Source organism: Collinsella sp. AM42-18AC (genome assembly GCF_003467965.1).
Taxonomy (GTDB): Bacteria; Actinomycetota; Coriobacteriia; order Coriobacteriales; family Coriobacteriaceae; genus Collinsella.
Map to the genome: position 1 here is coordinate 39,749 of NZ_QSFY01000001.1, position 18,176 is coordinate 57,924.

General features: G+C 58.7%; 17 protein-coding genes. 5 read left to right on the plus strand and 12 right to left on the minus strand.

What is annotated here, in order from left to right; all coding sequences use genetic code 11:
• Positions 1 to 7 precede the first annotated feature (7 nt).
• From DW913_RS00135 to DW913_RS00160, 7 genes are all read right to left on the minus strand, one after another.
• Complete coding sequence (locus DW913_RS00135; RefSeq protein ID WP_117628960.1) at positions 8 to 592, minus strand: hypothetical protein; 585 nt, start codon at positions 590 to 592, stop codon at positions 8 to 10.
• A 3-nt stretch (positions 593 to 595) separates the two neighbouring features.
• Positions 596 to 952 carry a hypothetical protein gene (locus tag DW913_RS09970; RefSeq protein WP_117648531.1) on the minus strand — a complete coding sequence of 119 codons (357 nt, stop codon included), beginning with the start codon at positions 950 to 952 and terminating at the stop codon, positions 596 to 598.
• Positions 953 to 960: 8 nt separating this feature from the next.
• Positions 961 to 2,088 carry a hypothetical protein gene (locus DW913_RS00140; RefSeq protein WP_117583360.1) on the minus strand — a complete coding sequence of 376 codons (1,128 nt, stop codon included), beginning with the start codon at positions 2,086 to 2,088 and terminating at the stop codon, positions 961 to 963.
• Positions 2,089 to 2,272: 184 nt separating this feature from the next.
• Complete coding sequence (locus tag DW913_RS00145; protein WP_006234733.1) at positions 2,273 to 2,935, minus strand: response regulator transcription factor; 663 nt, start codon at positions 2,933 to 2,935, stop codon at positions 2,273 to 2,275.
• 50 nt (positions 2,936 to 2,985) lie between these two features.
• The gene (locus DW913_RS00150) at positions 2,986 to 4,323 is read right to left on the minus strand and encodes a glutamine synthetase family protein (RefSeq protein WP_117797075.1); all 1,338 of its coding nucleotides are present in this window, start codon (positions 4,321 to 4,323) and stop codon (positions 2,986 to 2,988) included.
• Between the two features lie 126 nt (positions 4,324 to 4,449).
• Positions 4,450 to 4,944: a type II toxin-antitoxin system RelB/DinJ family antitoxin gene (locus DW913_RS00155; RefSeq protein ID WP_117797077.1), complete on the minus strand. Its 495-nt coding sequence runs from the start codon at positions 4,942 to 4,944 to the stop codon at positions 4,450 to 4,452.
• 42 nt (positions 4,945 to 4,986) lie between these two features.
• Positions 4,987 to 6,009, minus strand: a complete 1,023-nt coding sequence (locus DW913_RS00160) for a LacI family DNA-binding transcriptional regulator (protein ID WP_158566162.1) — start codon at positions 6,007 to 6,009, stop codon at positions 4,987 to 4,989.
• 234 nt (positions 6,010 to 6,243) lie between these two features.
• Between DW913_RS00160 and DW913_RS00165 the strand changes: the two genes are divergently transcribed.
• The 3 genes from DW913_RS00165 to DW913_RS00175 all read left to right on the plus strand — a co-directional run bounded on the left by DW913_RS00165 (position 6,244) and on the right by DW913_RS00175 (position 9,221).
• The gene (locus DW913_RS00165) at positions 6,244 to 7,278 is read left to right on the plus strand and encodes a sugar kinase (RefSeq protein WP_117797080.1); all 1,035 of its coding nucleotides are present in this window, start codon (positions 6,244 to 6,246) and stop codon (positions 7,276 to 7,278) included.
• A gap of 255 nt (positions 7,279 to 7,533) precedes the next feature.
• Positions 7,534 to 8,175 carry a bifunctional 4-hydroxy-2-oxoglutarate aldolase/2-dehydro-3-deoxy-phosphogluconate aldolase gene (eda, locus tag DW913_RS00170; RefSeq protein ID WP_117797082.1) on the plus strand — a complete coding sequence of 214 codons (642 nt, stop codon included), beginning with the start codon at positions 7,534 to 7,536 and terminating at the stop codon, positions 8,173 to 8,175.
• Between the two features lie 368 nt (positions 8,176 to 8,543).
• Complete coding sequence (locus DW913_RS00175; RefSeq protein ID WP_117797084.1) at positions 8,544 to 9,221, plus strand: YitT family protein; 678 nt, start codon at positions 8,544 to 8,546, stop codon at positions 9,219 to 9,221.
• A 156-nt stretch (positions 9,222 to 9,377) separates the two neighbouring features.
• On the opposite strand, the gene DW913_RS00180 is transcribed toward DW913_RS00175, so the two are convergent.
• Positions 9,378 to 10,631: an ATP-binding protein gene (locus tag DW913_RS00180; RefSeq protein WP_158566163.1), complete on the minus strand. Its 1,254-nt coding sequence runs from the start codon at positions 10,629 to 10,631 to the stop codon at positions 9,378 to 9,380.
• Between the two features lie 287 nt (positions 10,632 to 10,918).
• A complete protein-coding gene (locus DW913_RS00185) occupies positions 10,919 to 11,611 on the minus strand; it encodes a GntR family transcriptional regulator (protein WP_117797088.1) in 693 nt (230 codons plus the stop codon).
• Between the two features lie 387 nt (positions 11,612 to 11,998).
• Here DW913_RS00185 and DW913_RS00190 point away from each other — a divergent pair, with 387 nt between their 5' ends.
• Positions 11,999 to 12,808: a gluconate 5-dehydrogenase gene (locus DW913_RS00190; protein WP_117797090.1), complete on the plus strand. Its 810-nt coding sequence runs from the start codon at positions 11,999 to 12,001 to the stop codon at positions 12,806 to 12,808.
• Positions 12,809 to 13,008: 200 nt separating this feature from the next.
• The gene (locus tag DW913_RS00195) at positions 13,009 to 13,650 is read left to right on the plus strand and encodes an RpiB/LacA/LacB family sugar-phosphate isomerase (protein WP_055309683.1); all 642 of its coding nucleotides are present in this window, start codon (positions 13,009 to 13,011) and stop codon (positions 13,648 to 13,650) included.
• Positions 13,651 to 13,799: 149 nt separating this feature from the next.
• Here the strand turns inward: DW913_RS00195 and DW913_RS00200 are convergent, their stop codons facing one another.
• The 3 genes from DW913_RS00200 to DW913_RS00210 form a co-directional block, all read right to left on the minus strand.
• Positions 13,800 to 15,749: an NAD(P)/FAD-dependent oxidoreductase gene (locus tag DW913_RS00200; RefSeq protein WP_117797092.1), complete on the minus strand. Its 1,950-nt coding sequence runs from the start codon at positions 15,747 to 15,749 to the stop codon at positions 13,800 to 13,802.
• Positions 15,750 to 15,946: 197 nt separating this feature from the next.
• Positions 15,947 to 17,164, minus strand: a complete 1,218-nt coding sequence (locus DW913_RS00205) for an FAD-dependent oxidoreductase (RefSeq protein WP_117797093.1) — start codon at positions 17,162 to 17,164, stop codon at positions 15,947 to 15,949.
• Between the two features lie 105 nt (positions 17,165 to 17,269).
• Complete coding sequence (locus DW913_RS00210; protein ID WP_158566164.1) at positions 17,270 to 18,175, minus strand: sugar phosphate isomerase/epimerase; 906 nt, start codon at positions 18,173 to 18,175, stop codon at positions 17,270 to 17,272.
• Position 18,176: the final 1 nt, after the last annotated feature.

Genomic DNA, 18,176 nt, shown 5'->3' on the forward strand with positions numbered 1-18,176 from the left:
GTCATGTCTATTCGATATAACAGTCGATAGCAAAGCTATATGTTGAATCGTTAATGAAGTCCGTAATCGTCGCGCCCATGCCTGATCCGCACGTCCACTTATCCTTCTCCGCGTCGTATGGCGTTGGCCCCCACCCCGTTTCATATGATGCTTCGCCTTCTGCGAAGTAGTTCATCACATATTTATCTTTCTGCATGAGCGCATACCAAGCGTTTGCATACATCACAAGCGGATCGATTTGGACTATCGAGTACTTTCCGGAACGAATCTCAATTTCTGTTTTATCGTTATAATAAGCGACTGTGAGCTCAATCTTGGCAAGCAGCGGCAACGTTTCATCTGATTCCCTCTGGATTGTTATGACATCACCGGCCATAGCGTCGGCAGACACAGTTTTGCTCTCTGGCGTGAAAATAGTCTCTCTGCTTCTTGTTCGCGTTTTTTCATTGCCATTTTCATCTCTGACCACCGTGTCGACCACGAGCGTCAATCGCTTCTGAGCGTCCGGCAACTCCACGGCTTCTGCCATCCCGGCTCGCATCAAAATAGGAGCCCCCGCCATCAGACCTAAGAACTGCTTTCTATCAATCATTCTTCATTCCCCTTGTCTACTTGATTTGACTTTCTCAGCTGAATGGGGATACAGAACAGTCCCGTCAAGTTCCTTATCTTCCACAAAAACTAGAATCCATTTATCACCTGCTTTCAACCCTGAGACATATCCGGAACTTGACTTACGGCGCATATCGATTCTCTTACGGCAACCACTTGGCATAAGCGCCTCAAATTGCCCGTTATGAACATCCGATAGAGCGCGCACCTCGACTGCAACAACCGTGTCGTTTTCTCCCCCATTAGTCGCCCTTAACAGAAAGAAGCTCGCTGCGGTGAGCAAAGCAAAGGAAAGCACCAATAGGAGCATTGCCCTTCGAATGAACTTGTCGCCGTTCACGAGTACAATCAACCCTTGCAATATGTGCCATCGTGAGACGTGTAAATTGATACGTCATATGGAAGAAACTGTAGCTGGTTTGTCCATCCATTCCAAACAACAAGCAGGTACTTCTTGGCATTCGAGTATGTGTTATGCATTGCCACGTAGCCCACAACTGCCATTGCGTGCCCGCTGCCATTTGACCGGAGCCTTCCAGAGAAAATACTCAGATTCCCCGAGTCGGTATTCACCCTAAAGGAATCCCATGACGGATACCAAACGAATGACGTCTCAAGCTCCTTGCCTCGTCTTGCACAAAACTCCTTTAAGGCCGGAGCGGGTTTGTCAGGAGAAGTCTTGCCTTGAGTAAAGTACAGACCAGTCGCTTGATCATATTTCTTTTCTTCTTCTTCCCATGTCCCCGACAGCCTCCAAAGCTCCGAGTATAAATCGGACAATTTAAGGCGGTTCAAAGTCACATAGTGACTGCTAACTGCAAACATTGCCGAAACAGCGCAAGCATAAGTCCCCGTTTCTTTGATAACTTCTGTTTGCGTTGGCGTTATTATTCCCGAAACCGTTTTGCTCGCATCAACAACATATCCCTGTTTATACAAATCCTTGGCAGATACAAAAACGTCATCGAAATGTTCCGGCGATCCGCTGCGATTGCCTCCCGAGGACAATTTATTTGGTACTTTTTTTCCACTTGCGTCTAAAACAATGTTTTTATCTAAGTCGGCAACGCCAACAGTTAGCTCGTCAATCTTTAACGCAACGACGTTATCCGAGGATGCGAGGAGTGCAATTTCTTCGCTTGCACTCTCGATAGGTAAAAGAGCGTTCGGAGCCAAGCAGTATTCGCTGATCCACCAAGATCGCTCTGAATCAAATACGACGTAGCCATAGTTAACGTCATCCCGCTTCGCACGAACGATATACCCGATTGATTCCCCATCGGAATTCACCATTTTTACTGGGTCACAAGCGGTCACCGGCTCATCCGATACATCATCAAAGAAAGCCTGCGCTTGCTCCACAGCTATTTGCGGTGTGACACGGACCAAGTCGTCGTCTCCAAAAACCAACCTTGGAGACATCAGGGCGGCAAGCAACACTATGAATCCGACAATCACCTTTCTCGAATAACGCATTTCTTCCTCCATCCGTGTAGTAGGGAGATACGGTAACTAGATGATATTTGCTAGATAGTGTTATACGTTTGATATTGTTTTTACTGACACACTTTTAATCGGTGAAAGGTCTTCTTTTCGCCCTAAACGAGAAAAGGGTACTGGTGAAATCTCCGGTACCCTCACATTGCCCTCTATTTACTTGCTAGTCCTTAAACAGATAACCCACGCCACGGACGGTGGTGATGTGTGCCGCAATCTGCGGGCCCACCTTGGAGCGGATGCGTCGAATGTGCACGTCGACGGTGCGCGTGCCGCCGCAGTACTCAAAGCCCCACACGCGGTGCAGCAGCACCTCGCGGCTGTAGGCACGGTTGGGGTGCGTGGCCAAAAAGCTCAGCAGCGAGTACTCCATCAGCGTCAGGTCGATGGGCTCGTTATCGAGCGTCACCTGGTAGGTAGCCAGGTTGATCTCGAGGTTATCGATGTTGAGTACATCGTCGGCGGTGACGGTCTCCTCCTCGCCCATCAGGCGCTGCGCACGAGCCTTGAGCTCGTTGGGCGTCGCCGTGGGGCATACAAAGTCGGCATGCGCGTGATTGGGCAGGCGCAGGGTGCCGAGCGCCTCGTCGTCGACGATCACCAGCATGGGAACGCCGCCGCGATCGTCAAGCCACTTGGCGATCTGATCGATGCGGTCGCTACGGATGCCATCGGAATCGAGAATCAGCAGGTCGAAGTCGTGCGCCGCAGTCGGCGAATCGGGGGTGGCCAGGCTCACCTCGACACCCAGGGTAGTCGTCAAGCTGCGGGCAAACTCGTGGAAGCGCGTCGTGCGCGCCATGAACAGGGCACTCTTTTCGGACATATCGGCCTCCAAAGAAATGAGCTCAATCGTACTGGGACAAGCCAGCGCGATTAGGAGTTCGCCAGGTAGTGCTTGATCTCCCACTCGGTGATCGTGGATTCGAACTTATGCCACTCGTCACGCTTCTTTTTAAGGAAGAAGCTGTGGATGTGCTCACCGAGGGCATCCTTCATAAACTGCGAGTCCTCAAATACGTCGAGCGCCTCTTTGAGCGAGCGCGGCAGCGGCGTGTAGCCGGCCTCGACCATCTGACGGTCGGTGAGCTTGAGCGTCTCGGCCGTGGCCTCGGGCGGGAGTTCCAGTTTGCGCTCGATGCCGTCGAGACCGGCCGCCAGCGTGACGGCGTTGACCAGGTACGGGTTGGCCATGGGGTCGGGGCTGCGAAGCTCGATGCGCGTGGACAGCTGCTTGCCGGGCTTGTAGACCGGAATGCGGATCATGCTCGCGCGGTTGCGCAGGCCCCACGTGGCGTACTGCGGCACGGAGTCGCCGCCGGTAGTAATGCGCTTGTAGGAGTTGACCGTAGGGTTGGTGATGGCGCTGATCTCGCGCGCGTGTGCCAGGATGCCGGCCATGTAGTGCTTGGCGACGTCGGAGAGATGGTACCTCTCGTCGCCCTCGCCCCAAAAGACGTTGTTGCCGTCATGGTCGAACAGCGACTGATGCAAAAACATGGCGCTGCCGTCCTCGCCCGCCAACGGCTTGGGCATAAAGGAGGCGTGGCAGCCGCTCTCGTAAGCCTGCTGCTTAATGATGAGCTTGGCCGTGGTAATGGCGTCGGACATACTCAGGGCCTCGGCATGGCGCAGGCTCATGCCGTGCTGTGAGCGACCGGCGGCGTGGAAGGTGTACTCCACGGGCACGGACATCTTCTCGAGCGTGAGGACCGTGTTGCGGCGCAGGTCGCGAGCGGCGTCGCTCACCGAAAGATCGAAGTAGCCCACGTTGTCGAGCGGCTCGGGGGTGTGCTCGTCGGGGAAGTAGTAATACTCCAGCTCGGCACCCACGTTGAGCAGATAGCCAGCCTTCTCGGCCTTGTGAAACATGCGGCGCAGGGCGTCGCGCGGATCGCCGGCAAACGGCTTGCAATCGGGGGTGCACACGTCGCAGAACACACGGGCGACGCCGTTGTGGCTCGGGCGCCACGGCAGGATCTGGAAGGTCGAAGCATCGGGGAATGCGAGCATGTCGGCTTCCTCGGGCGTGGCAAAGCCCTCGATGGCCGAGCCGTCAAAGCCAATGCCCTCCTCAAATGCGACCTCGAGGTCCTCGGGGCTAATGGCAAAGTTCTTGAGACGGCCGAGAATGTCGACAAACCACAGACGCACAAAGCGGATGTCACGCTGCTCTACGGAGCGGAGTACGTAATCGATGTTCTGCTGGTTCATGTCGCTCCCCTTTCTTTCGGGCGGGTTTCGACTGGTCTATATCGCAGATACTATCGCAGAAAAATGTTTCCGCAGGGTTAAAGCGTATCAAGCGCTCAAAAAACGTGCGCGAACAGGCTGTCTGACTTACGCGCGATCATAAAGGATCACTCCTTCGCGCTCGATTACCGCGGCAAGATCGTCATCAAGATGATCACTCGAGACGAGATCAACCTGCCTCCCGGTTTCCTTGCGCACTGCCTCGCCAAACGCCGACAACGCAAAAAGACCAAAGCCCTGCTCGCGATCGACTTCGAGGCGCAAGTCGATATCACTATCTGCACGCGCCTCGCCACGGGCATACGATCCAAATAGGATCACGGTTTTGATGGCGGGAATCGGGCTGGCTGCCTCGCGGACGGCGGACTCAATCTGAGCGGTATCCAAAATGCCCGCTGTGGCGCTTTCGCTCGCAGAGCTTTTACCGAGTGAAGGCACAAACGGCAGCGAGCGCTCGCGCAACATCTGCCTCATGAACATATTGACCGCAACGGACGAAGTCATGCCGAGTTCTTCGCACAGCTCGGCAAATGAATCTTTAATTGACGAGTCCACTCGAACACTCAGCACAGACGCAGCCATGGATACCTCCTGTATGACATTGTCTATATAATATCACACAGACTAGCGCGAGGTCGAAGCGCGGTGTTCGATGTGGCCGGGGACCTCGATGCGCTTGGGGGCGAGCCTTGCGGCCTCGCCCACCGTAGTGGTAACGACATCGATGCGCTCGGACAGACGCTCGACTACGCGCTCGGCAATGGTGAGGGTGTCCTGCGCGGCCGTGGTCACACCGCCAAAGAGCACATGGTTCCAGGGGTAATCGTCAAACGTCGCGATCTTGAGACCCGCCGGCAGCGAGGGGCCAAGCTGCGCCAGCGCCTCGGTCAGACGCAAAAAGACCAAGCCGTTGACGGCAATAAGGCCGAGTTTTTTGCCTGCGTTGCCGCGAATAGTCTCGTCCAGGCGGCCGACGCCCGTGGCGCCGCCGTCGGCCAGGGTGACGACCTCGCCCGCAAGGTCGCGGCGCGAGAGCTCGTCGGCAAAGGCCTCGGCGCGCTCGCGACGCACGGGGCTGTCGTCGCTTGCCTCGGTAAGTAGGCACAGGCGCTCGCTGCCGGCAGCGGTCAAGGCGTCTACCAGGCCGGCGACCAGCTCACGGTTGTTGGAGGTCACCAGATCGATGCCACCATCGGCAACGTCGCGGTCGAGTAACACAACGGGTAGGCGTCCCGCGGCCGCGGCGATTGCCTCGTCGTTGCCGCCACAGGTGTTGACGACCAGGCCGTCCACGCCGGCATCGATAAGTCTGGTGAGCGACTCTGCCTCCTTGGCGGGGTCGTTGCCGCTAATGGCCGTCATGAGCGAGCAGCCGCGCGCGGCGGCGCTGGCGGAAAGCCCTTCGAGCATGGCGCTGGAGAACGGGTTGGCGATGTCGGCCAGAATCACGCCGATGAGGTTGGTGCGCGAGCTGCGCAGATTGCGTGCGGCGGCACGTGGGCGATAGCCGGTGCGCTCGATAACCGCCGCGATGCGGGCGCGGGTCTCCTCGGTCATCTGCCCGGGGCGGTTATTGAGATAGCGCGAGACCGTGGCCGGGCTCACGCCCGCCGCGGCGGCAATGTCCTTGATTCTCATCTGCGCCATAGCGCACCCCGTTTCCCAATTGTCGGCGGTCTGAGCCATTTTAGGCATTTTTTAAAAATCTCGGTTGCAAAACGCTGTAGGTGAGTATACTACAACTCGAAACGAAACCGATTTCGTAAACCGATTTCGGCGAGCGTTGGCACGGAGGTGCAAAGATGCACCCTACCGTCTTGGCACCTCCGTGCCAACGCCATATCAAAGGTGTACGCACGAGCAAGAAGGAGCTGCGCGACCATGGGTAAAACGGTTCTTACCTTCGGCGAGATCATGATGAGGCTCTCGCCCAAAGATCACTTGCGCATTGAACAGGCCACCGAGTTTGACGTTCGCTACGGCGGCGCCGAGGCCAACACCGCGCTTTCCCTGGCCTATCAGGGCGACAAGGCCGCTTACGTCTCCGTTGTTCCGGCCAACCGCCTGGGCGAGTGCGCCCTTCGCTCGCTGAAGGCTTACGGCGTCGACACCACGCGCGTCGTGCGCCAGGGCGACCGTCTTGGCTCCTATGTGTTTGAGGTTGGCGCCTCGCAGCGCGGCAACGGCTGCGTCTACGACCGCAAGTATTCCGCCATCAACATGGCCAAGCGCGACGTCTTTGATTGGGACGAAATCCTCAAGGGCGTCGATGTCTTCTACTTCTCTGGCGTGACTCCCGCCGTGTCCGACGAGATGGCCGCTGCCTGCAAGGATGCCCTCACCGCTTGCCGCGCCAAGGGCATCACCACCGTGTGCGACGTGAACTATCGCGGCAAGATGTGGTCGCCCGAGAAGTCGCAGGCAACCATGAAGGAGCTCCTGCCACTCGTCGACATCTGCATCGCCAACGACGAGGACGCACCCGCCGGCCTTGGTATGACCTGCGTCTCCGGCTCCCTTGCCCACGGAATCGAGGAGCGCGACACCTACGTCGAGATGGCCCGTCAGATCTGCGCCGAGTACGGTTGCAAGAAGGTCGCCTCGGTCGTCCGCAACATCTCCTGCGTCGAGCGCTCCATCTGGATGGGCATGCTCTTTGACGCCGAGAGCGGCGAGCACTGGTTCTCCCCTGCTCACGACGTGCATGTGCTCGAGGGCGTTGCCGCCGGCGACGCTTTCAACGCCGGCCTCGTCCATGCCCTCATCAACGACTTTGACCCGCAGGACGCCGTCAACTACGCCATCGCGGCCTCGATCCTCAAGCTCACCATCAAGGGCGATTCCAATCTGGTGACCGCCGACGAGATCGCCGCTGTGGCCAACGCCGCCGACGGTGGCACCCGCGTCGCCCGTTAATTCGTTCCCCATTCCGCGGACTGCAGCTTTCCATACCCATACCTCTGCAGCCCGCTCCCCGATTCCTCCGGCCAGGTAGAACCACTTAGTCCCATTCCGGTTTTGTCTGGCATTCCTTCACGACTGGCCTCGTAGCCGGTTCCGAAATTGCTTGAACCCCAAGCAGTGCCTCCGATAACCAATCCGGAACCGGCTCATGGCCAATCTTCTTTGGCAATCACGCGCCCGTGCGCGCCTCACATCGAAAGGAACACCATGTTCGATCAGTTCTACACCACGCTTGAATCCCTGGGCATCGTGCCGGTCGTCGTGCTCGACAAGGTCGAGGACGCCGCTCCGCTCGCTCACGCCCTTATGGCAGCTGGTATGAAGTCCGCCGAGGTCACCTTCCGCACCGCCTGCGCCGCCGAGTGCATCACCGCTATGGCCGCCGCCGAGCCCGAGATGTGCGTTGGCGCCGGCACCGTCCTGACCGTCGAGCAGGTTGAGCAGGCCCGCGCCGCCGGCGCCAAGTTCATCGTCTCCCCGGGTTACAACGAGGACGTCGTGAAGCACTGCATCGACATCGACCTGCCCGTCCTCCCCGGCACCGTGACCCCCTCCGAGGTCACCGCCGCCGAGAACCTCGGCCTCAAGGTCACCAAGTTCTTCCCCGCGGCCCAGTATGGCGGCCTGAACACCATCAAGGCCCTCGCCGCTCCGTTTGTCGGCCATCGCTTTATGCCCACCGGCGGCGTGAGCACCGCCAACGTCGAGGAGTACCTGAGCTCCAGCGCCATCATCGCCTGCGGTGGCACCTGGATGGTCAAGCCGGCCCTGTTCGCCGACGGCGACTTCTCCAAGGTCGAGCAGATCGCCCGCGAGGCCATGGACGTCGTCAAGAAGGTCCGCGGCTAACCCTGCCGCCTGAGACGGGGTGAAATGGTGGATTTTCTGCTTGACTTCCCCGCTTGACTCGCTCTCTATCGTGGGGGCGCGACCGAGGCCGCGCCCCTTTAAAACGGCTCGGGTGCGCGCCGTTTCCGTCACGGACAAGAACCGAAACCGTCTTGTATGCTGATAGAACGTGACGGAAGCGACACGCACCCGAGCCGCTTTGTTTATGCGGCTGGCAGGCGCACTCAACTAAGCCACTTCGACAAAAGCCATGTCACCCAAACAGCTGCGGCGCCGTCTGGAGGAATGGATCCTTGCTTCCGATCTTTCCCCCAAGCGGCGCCGCAGCCTTTACTGCATCTCCCAAATTCCGAAAGGAAGGTCACGACATGCGGCCGCTCATCGTAATGAATGGCGAGAATATAGATTGGTTCCACACAGTCATCAGGATGCTCATGTATCTTGCCGGCGTTGCCATCTTGGCACTCGGCATGAGTCTCCAGACGGCATCCGGCTTGGGAGTCGCTGCGCTCACGTGCTTTGCCACAACCCTATCCATGCTCACCGGCAAGACACTCGGCTTTTGGATCACTGCTACCTATGTCGCCTACATCCTGGCGCAATTGGCCATCTTGCGACGCGAGTTCCAGCCGCGCATTTTGCTCGAGCTGTGCTTCTCGACGCTCATCGGCGGCTTCACCGATTTCTTCATGGCGGTCAACCCACTGCATCCCACGGCACTCCCCGCACAGGTTGCGACCATGCTGCTCTCCCTCGCTGTCACCGCATTTGGCGTAAGTCTCGTCGTCAACATGGGCGTTGTCCCCAACGCGCCCGACGGCTTGGTGCAGGTCATTGCCGAAAAGCTTAAACGCCGCTTTGGCGACGTAAAAGTCGTGTTCGACTGCTCACATGTCGCCGTGTCCCTCATTCTGTCGCTCGCGCTCATGCACAACCTAGGCGGCTTTGGCGTGACCACAGCCATCTCGGCGCTGTTCTTGGGCCACGTCATCAACGTCGCCAACAAGCTCTTCGCCCAGCACTTTATCCGCGCGGCATTCGGATAATAGCACCACCGTAAGAACCCGCGAACAGCGCTATACGTTGCTATATCTCACTAACGTTGCTATATCTTGCTATAAATCTACCGCTGCCAGCCAACATACAACAGGCCCCAAGCGGGCAAAGGCTTGGGGCCTGTCTTGCAATATGGTTCTTTTGGCCTATGCGCGCTCGTATTTCGTGGAACGCCCAGTCCCCCGCTTTACAACCGCTTTCCGCCCAATCAGTGATTCAAGCGCCGTCAACGCACGCGCGCGGCTCAACCCCGTCTGCTGCTCAATCTCGCCCCGCGACATTATTCGTCCGACCGACAAAGCCTTGAGAACCTGGGCCTCTTCCTCAGACCCCTCAAAGGCATCGATAACGGGCAATGTGACGGTCACCATGCCGCCGCGAACATCAAATACCGGTCGGCTTAAAGAATCTCGATACGCACGCCTGATTCGCGCGATTCCCGTGCCAAATTTCTCGATGTAATCCAGCTTTAAAAAGACCTCGGCGACAATTGGGTTTCTGAGCACGGATATCTGCCCATACAGGTATTGTTCCGTCGTCAAACCGGCGGGCAGCGATCCGGGCGAAGTGACAACGACGCGATCGTCGTACAGGGCAATTTGAACATTCGCTCGAACGTCCCACGTCCGATGCACCAAAGCGTTTGCAACGGCTTCGCGAAACGCCTCGAGAGGAATTCGATCAGTTTGGACGCGTTCCATCCCTTCGATACGTTCATAACGGTAGTAGCGTGCAAACATAGCCACCGCCCTGTCCACCTGTTCAATGGCGGATACATTTGTCGCCGACTCACGATCCAAGATCACATCCTCGGTATCACCAAAACGGACGCAGTCGATGCCAGGAAAATCATTCTTATCCGCCAAAATCGCCGCAGCGTTGGTATAGCCGACCTTGCCGAGCAAGCGAAGCGTGCGCATAATATCCGACGTTAGCTCAGATATGCCGAGATGTTCGACACACTTTTGTTCGAGCGTGCAAAAACTCAAGTCCTGGCAAGTCGACGCGAGCGCGTCGAACGTTACGTTGCTGCCTTCGAGCGTCAACCTGCCATACTCAAACCGGTCGACCTCCACCGTTGCCGAATCGTTTCGCCTGTAGGCCTTTCCCTTGCTTCGATAGGGTTTGTCCTGTCCCTCATAAACCGTAAGGATTACGGTCCCGTGTTTCTCATCGGGCTCGAGCGTGTAACGGGGAGCGGGATCCAAGCTGTCATTAATCATGTTCTCAATGCGGAGACACTCTGCGACCGGATCTGCAAGGCCGACAGCCACGCCCTCGTCATCAACGCCAAACTCAATCTTGCCCGTCCCGTAGTTTGCATAAGCGCTAACCGTTTTAAGAAACGTCGGCGTAACGCTTTCCTTGTATTCGACTGTAGGGCTCTCTCTAACAACCATACGCCCAGCCTCTTCGTTTCGTACCATTCATGACCGTATTATAAGACGAAAACCGTTTTCGTACAGATTAATAGAAGACGAAAACGGTTTTCGTCTTGATTTGCGTCCGAAATGAGAATGGAAACTGCGCTTTCGTACGCTTATTACCAAACGCAAACTATTTTCGTTCGGCAATACGTCAACAATCCGGACGAAAAAGGCCCCGAGCTCGTGAGTGAACTGGGGGCGTCTGCACCACCTGGGCAGCACAACAACCCCTATTTCATCGCGACTTATGGGGGAAACGATTAGATGGCCGAGTCTTTGGACAGCTCAAAATAGTCGGGATGCAGGGCGATAACCGGGCCCTGCTCCTCGGGCATCAGGTGCAGGTGCGTCTCTGCCAGATAGCTCGCCGCGTCGGTATCGCCCCTCTTAATGGCCTCGAGAATCCGGCGATGCTGCCGACGAATCGGCTCCCAATCCAGATCCTGCGACACCATACGCAACCAGTTGTATCGCTCAAAATGCGTGTTGACGCTCTTCATCCAATCCCACAACATGTGACGGCCAGCAATCACGAAACACGTCTCATGGAACAGGTTATCCAGGTCGAAAAAGCGACGCGTTTCGCTATGGTCGAGCGACTCGGACTCGGCAAGAATCTGCTCGAGCCGATGCTTTTGCTCGGGTGAAGCGGCCGAACAGCATTTTATGAGTACGCTTCTTTCGAGTTTCTCGCGCAAGAAACAGGCATTCTCGGCGTGTTCCATGCTGATCTTAGAGACGTAGGTGCCGCTCTTGGGACGCGTTTCCACCAGCTCTTGCTCGCGCAGGCGCACAAAGGACTCGCGAATGGGCGTGCGTCCGATCCCCGTCTCCTTTTCCAGACCAATCGCCGAAAGGCGTGTGCCGGGCTTGAGCTCGGCATAGATGATCTTGGAGCGCAGTGCGTTGTATGCCTGATCTTGCAGGCTCTGATAATGCTGGTGTTGTTCCATAAAGCCCTCGAATGAAGCTCACGGTTTGTCGAATATCACCACGTAATACTATCGCATCCCGCGGCGCTCCCCGCACAGGTTATGAGCATGTCGCCTCCCCTTCGAGCCGCAGATGGCAAGCATGGCCACAAAGCGCGCAAGCCCACCGCGGCACACGATGCGATGTGTTTGCACCTGCCCTACAACCGCAACATGATTGCGGAGAGTGCACAGGCACAGAGCGAATGGCGGGCATCGCGACAATCGGCCACAACCGTTCGCCTTTTAAAAGTGAACGTTCACCTGATTCTAGGAAAAGCTGCGAGTAAATTCCTCTGCTTCTCCTATACTGAGCTTGTATTAGAAGTAGGACTCATAAAGATGAACGTTTCTTTAGGAAGGATTGCTATGTCTGATCTTATGGACAGCTTCCGCCTAGATGGCAAAGTCGCGCTCGTGACCGGTGCCACCTACGGTATTGGCATGGCCATTGCCGAGGCACTCGGTGAGGCCGGGGCCAAGATTGCCTTTAACGCCCGTCACGCCGACAAAGTCGCCGAGGCCGAAAAGCACTACCGTGAGCTGGGCTTTGATGCTCACGGCTATGTTGCCGACGTCACCGACGAGACCGTCGTCGCCGAGCTCATAGCCAAGATCGAGGCAGATTTTGGCACCACGCCCGACATCCTGGTCAACAACGCCGGCGTCATCCAGCGCACCCCGATGCTCGACATGAGTGCAGAGGACTTCCGCCGCGTCGTCGATATCGACCTCAACGCACCGTTTATCGTGTCCAAGGCCTGCCTGCCCGGCATGATCGCCAAGGGCCACGGCAAGATCATCAATATCTGCTCGATGATGAGCGAACTGGGTCGCGAGACCATCGCCGGCTATGCCGCCGCCAAGGGCGGACTCAAGATGCTCACCAAGAACATCTGCTCCGAGTTCGGCGAGGCCAACATCCAGTGCAACGGCATTGGGCCCGGCTATATCGCCACGCCGCAAACCGCACCGCTGCGCGAGACGCAGCCCGACGGCAGCCGCCACCCATTTGACCAGTTCATCATTGCCAAGACGCCGGCGGCCCGTTGGGGCACGCCCGAGGACCTGAAGGGTCCCGCTGTGTTCCTGGCTTCCGACGCATCGAACTTTGTCAACGGGCACATTCTGTACGTCGATGGCGGCATCCTGGCCTACATCGGCAAGCAACCGCAGTAAGGAAACTGGGCGAGGCGGTCGGCAGTTAAGTCTGCTGCTCGGACAGTCCTGCGCAAGACGGAAAGCACATTAAGTGCTTTCCTTTGCGTGCGGAACTCGCGACAGACTTAACTGTCGACCGCCCGCACAACGGCCCACTGCTCGAAGATGACGCGCACAACATATCTAAAACTAATAAATAAAGTGAAAGGTTAACCCCCATGAAGATCGCTCTGATCAACGAGAATTCTCAGAACTCCAAGAACCCTATGATCGAGGCTGCCCTTAAGAAGGTTGTCGAGCCCATGGGCCACACCGTCTTTAACTATGGCATGTATGCCGATGCCGACTCCAAGCCTCTCACCTACGTGCAGAACGGCATCCTTGCCGCCGTGCTGCTGAACTCCGGCGCAGCCGACTACGTCGTGACCGGCTGCGGCACCGGCGAGGGCGCCATGCTCGCCTGCAACTCCTTCCCCGGAGTGCTGTGCGGCCATGTTGCCGACCCGCTTGACGCCTACACCTTTGCTCAGGTCAACGATGGCAACGCCGTCGCCATGCCCTTCGCTCTCAAGAACGGTTGGGGCCAGGAGCTCAACCTCGAGTACACCTTCGAGAAGCTCTTTGGCTTTGGCTCGGGCAACGGCTACCCCGCCGAGCGCGTTGAGCCCGAGCAGCGCAACAAGAAGATCCTCGATGGCGTGCGCGCTGTGACCATGCGTCCGCTCGTCGACGTCCTGGGCGAGATCGACCAGGACCTGGTGAAGGGCGCACTTGCCGGCGAGCACTTCCAGGAGTACTTCTTTGCTAACGCCACCGACGAGGCCATCATCGCCAAGGTCAAGGAGATCTTGGGCCTCTAATCGCACGACTCATCGCAGCCAACGCAAGCGGCGGCCGCCCCGAAGCCCGGGGCGGCCGCCGCTTTTTGCTATCGAATGGTGCAGAGGGGTCAGATACCTAGGCACCACGTTGGTGCAAAGCAGCCTGTCCCCCTAGCTCCAGGGGTTGACTAGAGTTCGCAGGCAACCTTGTAGCCATCGCCGATGGCATCGCGGATGTTGCCGCACTTGTTGGCATCGCCCAGCACGTGGGTGGCAACACCGGCAGCGGCAAGGTCGTCGGCCAGCTTGGTATTGGGACGATAGCCCATGGCGAGCACCAGCGTATCGGCATCGGCGATGGTGTGGGCCTCGCCATCCTTCTCGTAGCTGATGGCATCCTCGGTGATCTCGGTCACCTTGGCCTCGGTCAGCACGTGGACGCCCTTGGAGAGCATGCGCGTGATGAGCACCGCGCGACCGGCACCACCCTCGTTGGCGGCGAGCGTCTTGGTCATCTCGATAACGGTGACGTCGCGATTGGCCGGCGACAGATCGTTGACCAGTGGGGCCAGGTAGTCGGCCGTCTCGCAACCGACGGTGCCGCCGCCCACGATGATAATCTTCTTGCCCGGGAAGGCCTTGCCACCCAGCAGGTCGTCGGCCGTCATGACCTGCTTAAATCCCTGCATGAAGGCCGGGGCGATGGGCTCGGCGCCATAAGCCAGGACAACCTCGTAGCCCGCGTAGTCACGCTGAATGTCCTCGGCCGAAAGCTCGGTACCAAAGACGCACTTCACGCCCGCCTTAGCAAGACGGCGATACTGGTACTTGATCACGCGGGTGAGTTCCTGCTTTGCCGGCGGAACGGCCGCGATGCGCATCTCGCCGCCCGGTTCGTCCTGTTTATCCACGAGCACCACATTGTGACCGCGCTTGGCGGCAATGTAGGCTGCCTCCATGCCCGCAGGACCGGCGCCCACAACGAGTACGTTTTTGGCCTCGGCGGCAGGCTCGTAGCCAGCCTCGTCGCGCTCCACGTCCGGGTTGACGGTGCAGGAGATGCGCTTGCCGAACATGATGCCGTTCAGGCAGCGCAGGCAACCGATGCAGGGGCGGATGTCGTCGGCGTTGCCGGCAGCGGCCTTGTTGCAGAACTCGGCATCGCACAGATTAGCGCGACCCATCATGCAGATGTCGGCGGCGCCGTCCTCGATCAGCTCCTCGGCAATCCATGCCTCGTTGATGCGGCCGACCGTGGCGACGGGAATGTTCACGTGTTTCTTGATCTCGCGCGAGCAGGCGGCGTGCGAGGCCTGCTGGGTGCCGGCGGCGGGAATGGCGGAGCCGCGCTTGATGGTAGTGCCACCCGACACGTGAATCATGTCGACGCCAGCCTTCTCCAGGCGACGCGAGACGTAGATCATGTCGTTGAGGGTCAGGCCGCCATCGGTGTACTCGTCGCCCGAGATACGGACGTCGATGATGAAGTCCTTGCCGCAGCGCTCGCGAATCTCGGCGATGACCTCGAGCAAAAAGCGCATGCGGGCGTCGAGCGAGCCGCCGTACTCGTCGGTGCGCTTGTTGTAGAGCGGAGTCAAAAAGCCGCCGAGCATGCCATGGGCGTGCGCCGCATGAACCTCGACGCCATCGACGCCGGCCTTCTGCATACGCACGGCAGCGTCGCCAAACTGATGCGTGAGCTCGTGGATCTCATCGACCGTGATGGGGCGCGGCGCCTCGCGGGCATAGGACGGGCCTACAAAGGACGGAGCGATCAGGCGCGGCGTGCCCGGAATGTTAAAGGCCATGTAGGCGGGATGGAAGAGCTGCGGCATGATCTTGCAGCCATACTCGTGAACGGCTGCGGCGAGCTTTTCCCAGCCGGGGATAAACGTGTCGTCGTAGCAGCACATGTCACCCGGCAGATAGGTATAGGTGGGCTCGACCGTCACGACCTCGGTAATGATGAGGCCCACGCCGCCCTTGGCGCGGGCACGGTAATGATCGACCAAGTCGTCGGTCACATAGCCGTGATCGGCCAGGTTGGTAGATACCGGCGGCATAAAGACGCGGTTCTTGACCTCGGTCGTACCGACCTTGATCGGACTAAAGAGCATCGGGTAGGCGGAGGACTCCATACAGGGTTCCTTTCATTTGAGCCGCTCGGCGGCAGTTGCTAACGTACTTATCGTATCAGTAACCGCGCCGTACCCGACCGTGCGCGCTCCCCCGGCTTTTACTCAGCCCACAAAAAGTTGTGGTGGAATACGGAGTAGATAAGGCCTTTGACAGCCAAAACAGTCCGTATTTCACCGCAACTGATGGATGGGATGGGTTAGAGGCCCAGGTAGCTGGTCATGCCTTCGACGGCGAGCTTGGCGCCGGCTACAGCATGGACCACAGTGAGCGGGCCGTTGACCACGTCGCCGGCGGCAAAGACGCCCGGCACGGTGGTCATGCCGCACTCATCGACCGAAAGCAGACCGCGATGGTCGGTCTCCAGACCGCCCGTCGTAAGCACCAGTTTGTCCTTGGGCACCTGCGAGGCCGCAATCACAACCGTGTCGGCGGGCACATGGTCAAGTTCTTCCTCGTAGCCCACCACGTTGTCGTCCTCGTCAAAAATAGCCGTCTCGAACACCGGACCGTTATCGTCGATGGCGCAAATCGCCTTGCCGCGCACGATCTCGGCACCGTCAAGCTCGGTCAGCTCCACCTCGTCATCGATGGCCGAGATATGGCGCGATCGGGCATACACGGTAACCTTGCGAGCGCCCGAGCGCAGGGCCGTACGGGCAACATCCATGGCCACGTTGCCAGCGCCGATAACCGCCACGTTCTGACCGATCGCCACGCTCGTGGGATCGACCAGGTAATCGATACCAAACAGTACGTTGCCACGCGACTCGCCGGGAATACCCAGCTTGCGGGCGCGCCAGGTACCGGTACCGACAAAGACCGCATCGTAGCCGTCGCGCAGCAGGTCGTCGATATGCAGCGCACCACCGATGGTGGTCGAGGGACGAACGCGCACGCCAAGCGAGCACATCACGTGACGGTACTTTTGCACGAGAGCACGGGGCAGGCGAAACTCGGGGATGCCGTACTCCAGCACGCCGCCGATCTCGGGGCGCTGTTCAAACACCGTGACGGCACAGCCCAGCTGGGCCATCTTAATGGCCACGGTAATGCCGGCAGGACCGGAACCGACCACGGCAACCTGCTTGCCGCACGACGGCGCAGGCTTCCACTCCCTACGATCCAAATACGCAGTCGAGATATAGTTCTCGATACTCGAAAAATGCACCGGTGCGCCCTTGCGGCCCTGAATGCACGCGCCCTCGCACTGGCCCGAATGGTTGCAGATCATGGAGCAGACCGCGCTCATGGGGTTGTTCTGGAACAGCAGCTCACCTGCCTCTTCCAGACGGCGCTGCTTAAACAGGTCGATGACCTGCGGAATAGGCGTCTGCACCGGGCAGCCCTTAAGCTGGCAGAACGCCCTTTTGCAACCTAGGCAACGATTCGCCTCTTCGACAATGTGGATAGCCACGCAACTCCCCTTTTTGATGTAATCCAATGAGGCGACGATAAAAAAACCCTTCACTGCCGCCCCCAGTCAAGCAAACTCAATATGCCGCCACGGCAAAAGCCAATGCTATATCTCGCGATGCGGAGCCCCGCAGCGAGCGGACATGCGCTCGAGTGTCGCCAGGCAGCTAGCCGCCGTCGCCGGCACGCTGTTCTCGACCACGCAAGGAATCCCCGAACAGGCGGCAGCCGCCCAGGCCACCACGGGCTCAAAGTCATAGCGGCCCGTCTCGCCCACGCCGTGGCACACCAGGCGAGAACCCGTACCGTCGCACCAGCCGGCTTCGTCCTCGTTGTCGACGACCTCAAAATCCTTGGCGTGCAGCACGCGAATCTTACTGCCGCATAAGTAGAGCATACGCGCGGTGATTTCCTGTGCCTCGCCAACGACGCTGGGATGCAGCAGCGACACCGGGTCGTAGATCACGCCGAGCGCCGGGCTCGGGACGCGCTCCAGCACCTCACGGCAGCGATCTGGCGTGTTGACCGTCTCGTTCCAGCCGGGCTCGATCAGTATTTGCCCACCCACGGCCGCGGCGCACTCGCAGACGCGCGCGAGTCCATCCATAAACGCATCGAGTGCCTCGTCGGTCATACGGTCGTCAGCAACGCGGTTCTGCGCATTGGGACGACCGGTCTCGGTGCCAACCGGACAGCCGCCGAGCATCTGAGCAAAGTTCAAGCACGCCTCGTACTCGGCAAAGTTATCCGTGAGCTGTTGTCGATCGGGCGTCGCCAGATTCTTATAACAGCCGAGCACGGCGACCGAAACGCCCGCCTCATCGAGCACCGCACGCAAATGGTCGGCGAGCTCGCGGGTCAGACCGCATCGATCGATTCCCATTGATGCGTAGAGCACCTTGCTCGGCAGCTGAATGCACGAAAAGCCCAGCTCTCCTGCCATGCGAATGCGTTCCTCGACGGTCCCCTGCGGAAGGTCGTGTAAACGCACGCCCGGAGTAATGGCCCCCACG

Excerpts from the sequence above, each read along its gene's own strand:
- DW913_RS00160 (WP_158566162.1), bottom strand. The coding sequence starts at position 6,009 with ATGGCGCAGATGAGAATCAAGGACATTGCCGCCGCGGCGGGCGTGAGC.
- DW913_RS00185 (WP_117797088.1), bottom strand. The coding sequence starts at position 11,611 with ATGGAACAACACCAGCATTATCAGAGCCTGCAAGATCAGGCATACAAC.
- DW913_RS00155 (WP_117797077.1), bottom strand. The coding sequence starts at position 4,944 with ATGGCTGCGTCTGTGCTGAGTGTTCGAGTGGACTCGTCAATTAAAGAT.
- DW913_RS00165 (WP_117797080.1), top strand. The coding sequence starts at position 6,244 with ATGGGTAAAACGGTTCTTACCTTCGGCGAGATCATGATGAGGCTCTCG.
- DW913_RS00190 (WP_117797090.1), top strand. The coding sequence starts at position 11,999 with ATGTCTGATCTTATGGACAGCTTCCGCCTAGATGGCAAAGTCGCGCTC.
- DW913_RS00135 (WP_117628960.1), bottom strand. The coding sequence starts at position 592 with ATGATTGATAGAAAGCAGTTCTTAGGTCTGATGGCGGGGGCTCCTATT.
- DW913_RS00145 (WP_006234733.1), bottom strand. The coding sequence starts at position 2,935 with ATGTCCGAAAAGAGTGCCCTGTTCATGGCGCGCACGACGCGCTTCCAC.
- DW913_RS00200 (WP_117797092.1), bottom strand. The coding sequence starts at position 15,749 with ATGGAGTCCTCCGCCTACCCGATGCTCTTTAGTCCGATCAAGGTCGGT.
- DW913_RS00150 (WP_117797075.1), bottom strand. The coding sequence starts at position 4,323 with ATGAACCAGCAGAACATCGATTACGTACTCCGCTCCGTAGAGCAGCGT.
- DW913_RS00140 (WP_117583360.1), bottom strand. The coding sequence starts at position 2,088 with ATGCGTTATTCGAGAAAGGTGATTGTCGGATTCATAGTGTTGCTTGCC.
- eda (WP_117797082.1), top strand. The coding sequence starts at position 7,534 with ATGTTCGATCAGTTCTACACCACGCTTGAATCCCTGGGCATCGTGCCG.
- DW913_RS00180 (WP_158566163.1), bottom strand. The coding sequence starts at position 10,631 with ATGGTTGTTAGAGAGAGCCCTACAGTCGAATACAAGGAAAGCGTTACG.
- DW913_RS00175 (WP_117797084.1), top strand. The coding sequence starts at position 8,544 with ATGCGGCCGCTCATCGTAATGAATGGCGAGAATATAGATTGGTTCCAC.
- DW913_RS00195 (WP_055309683.1), top strand. The coding sequence starts at position 13,009 with ATGAAGATCGCTCTGATCAACGAGAATTCTCAGAACTCCAAGAACCCT.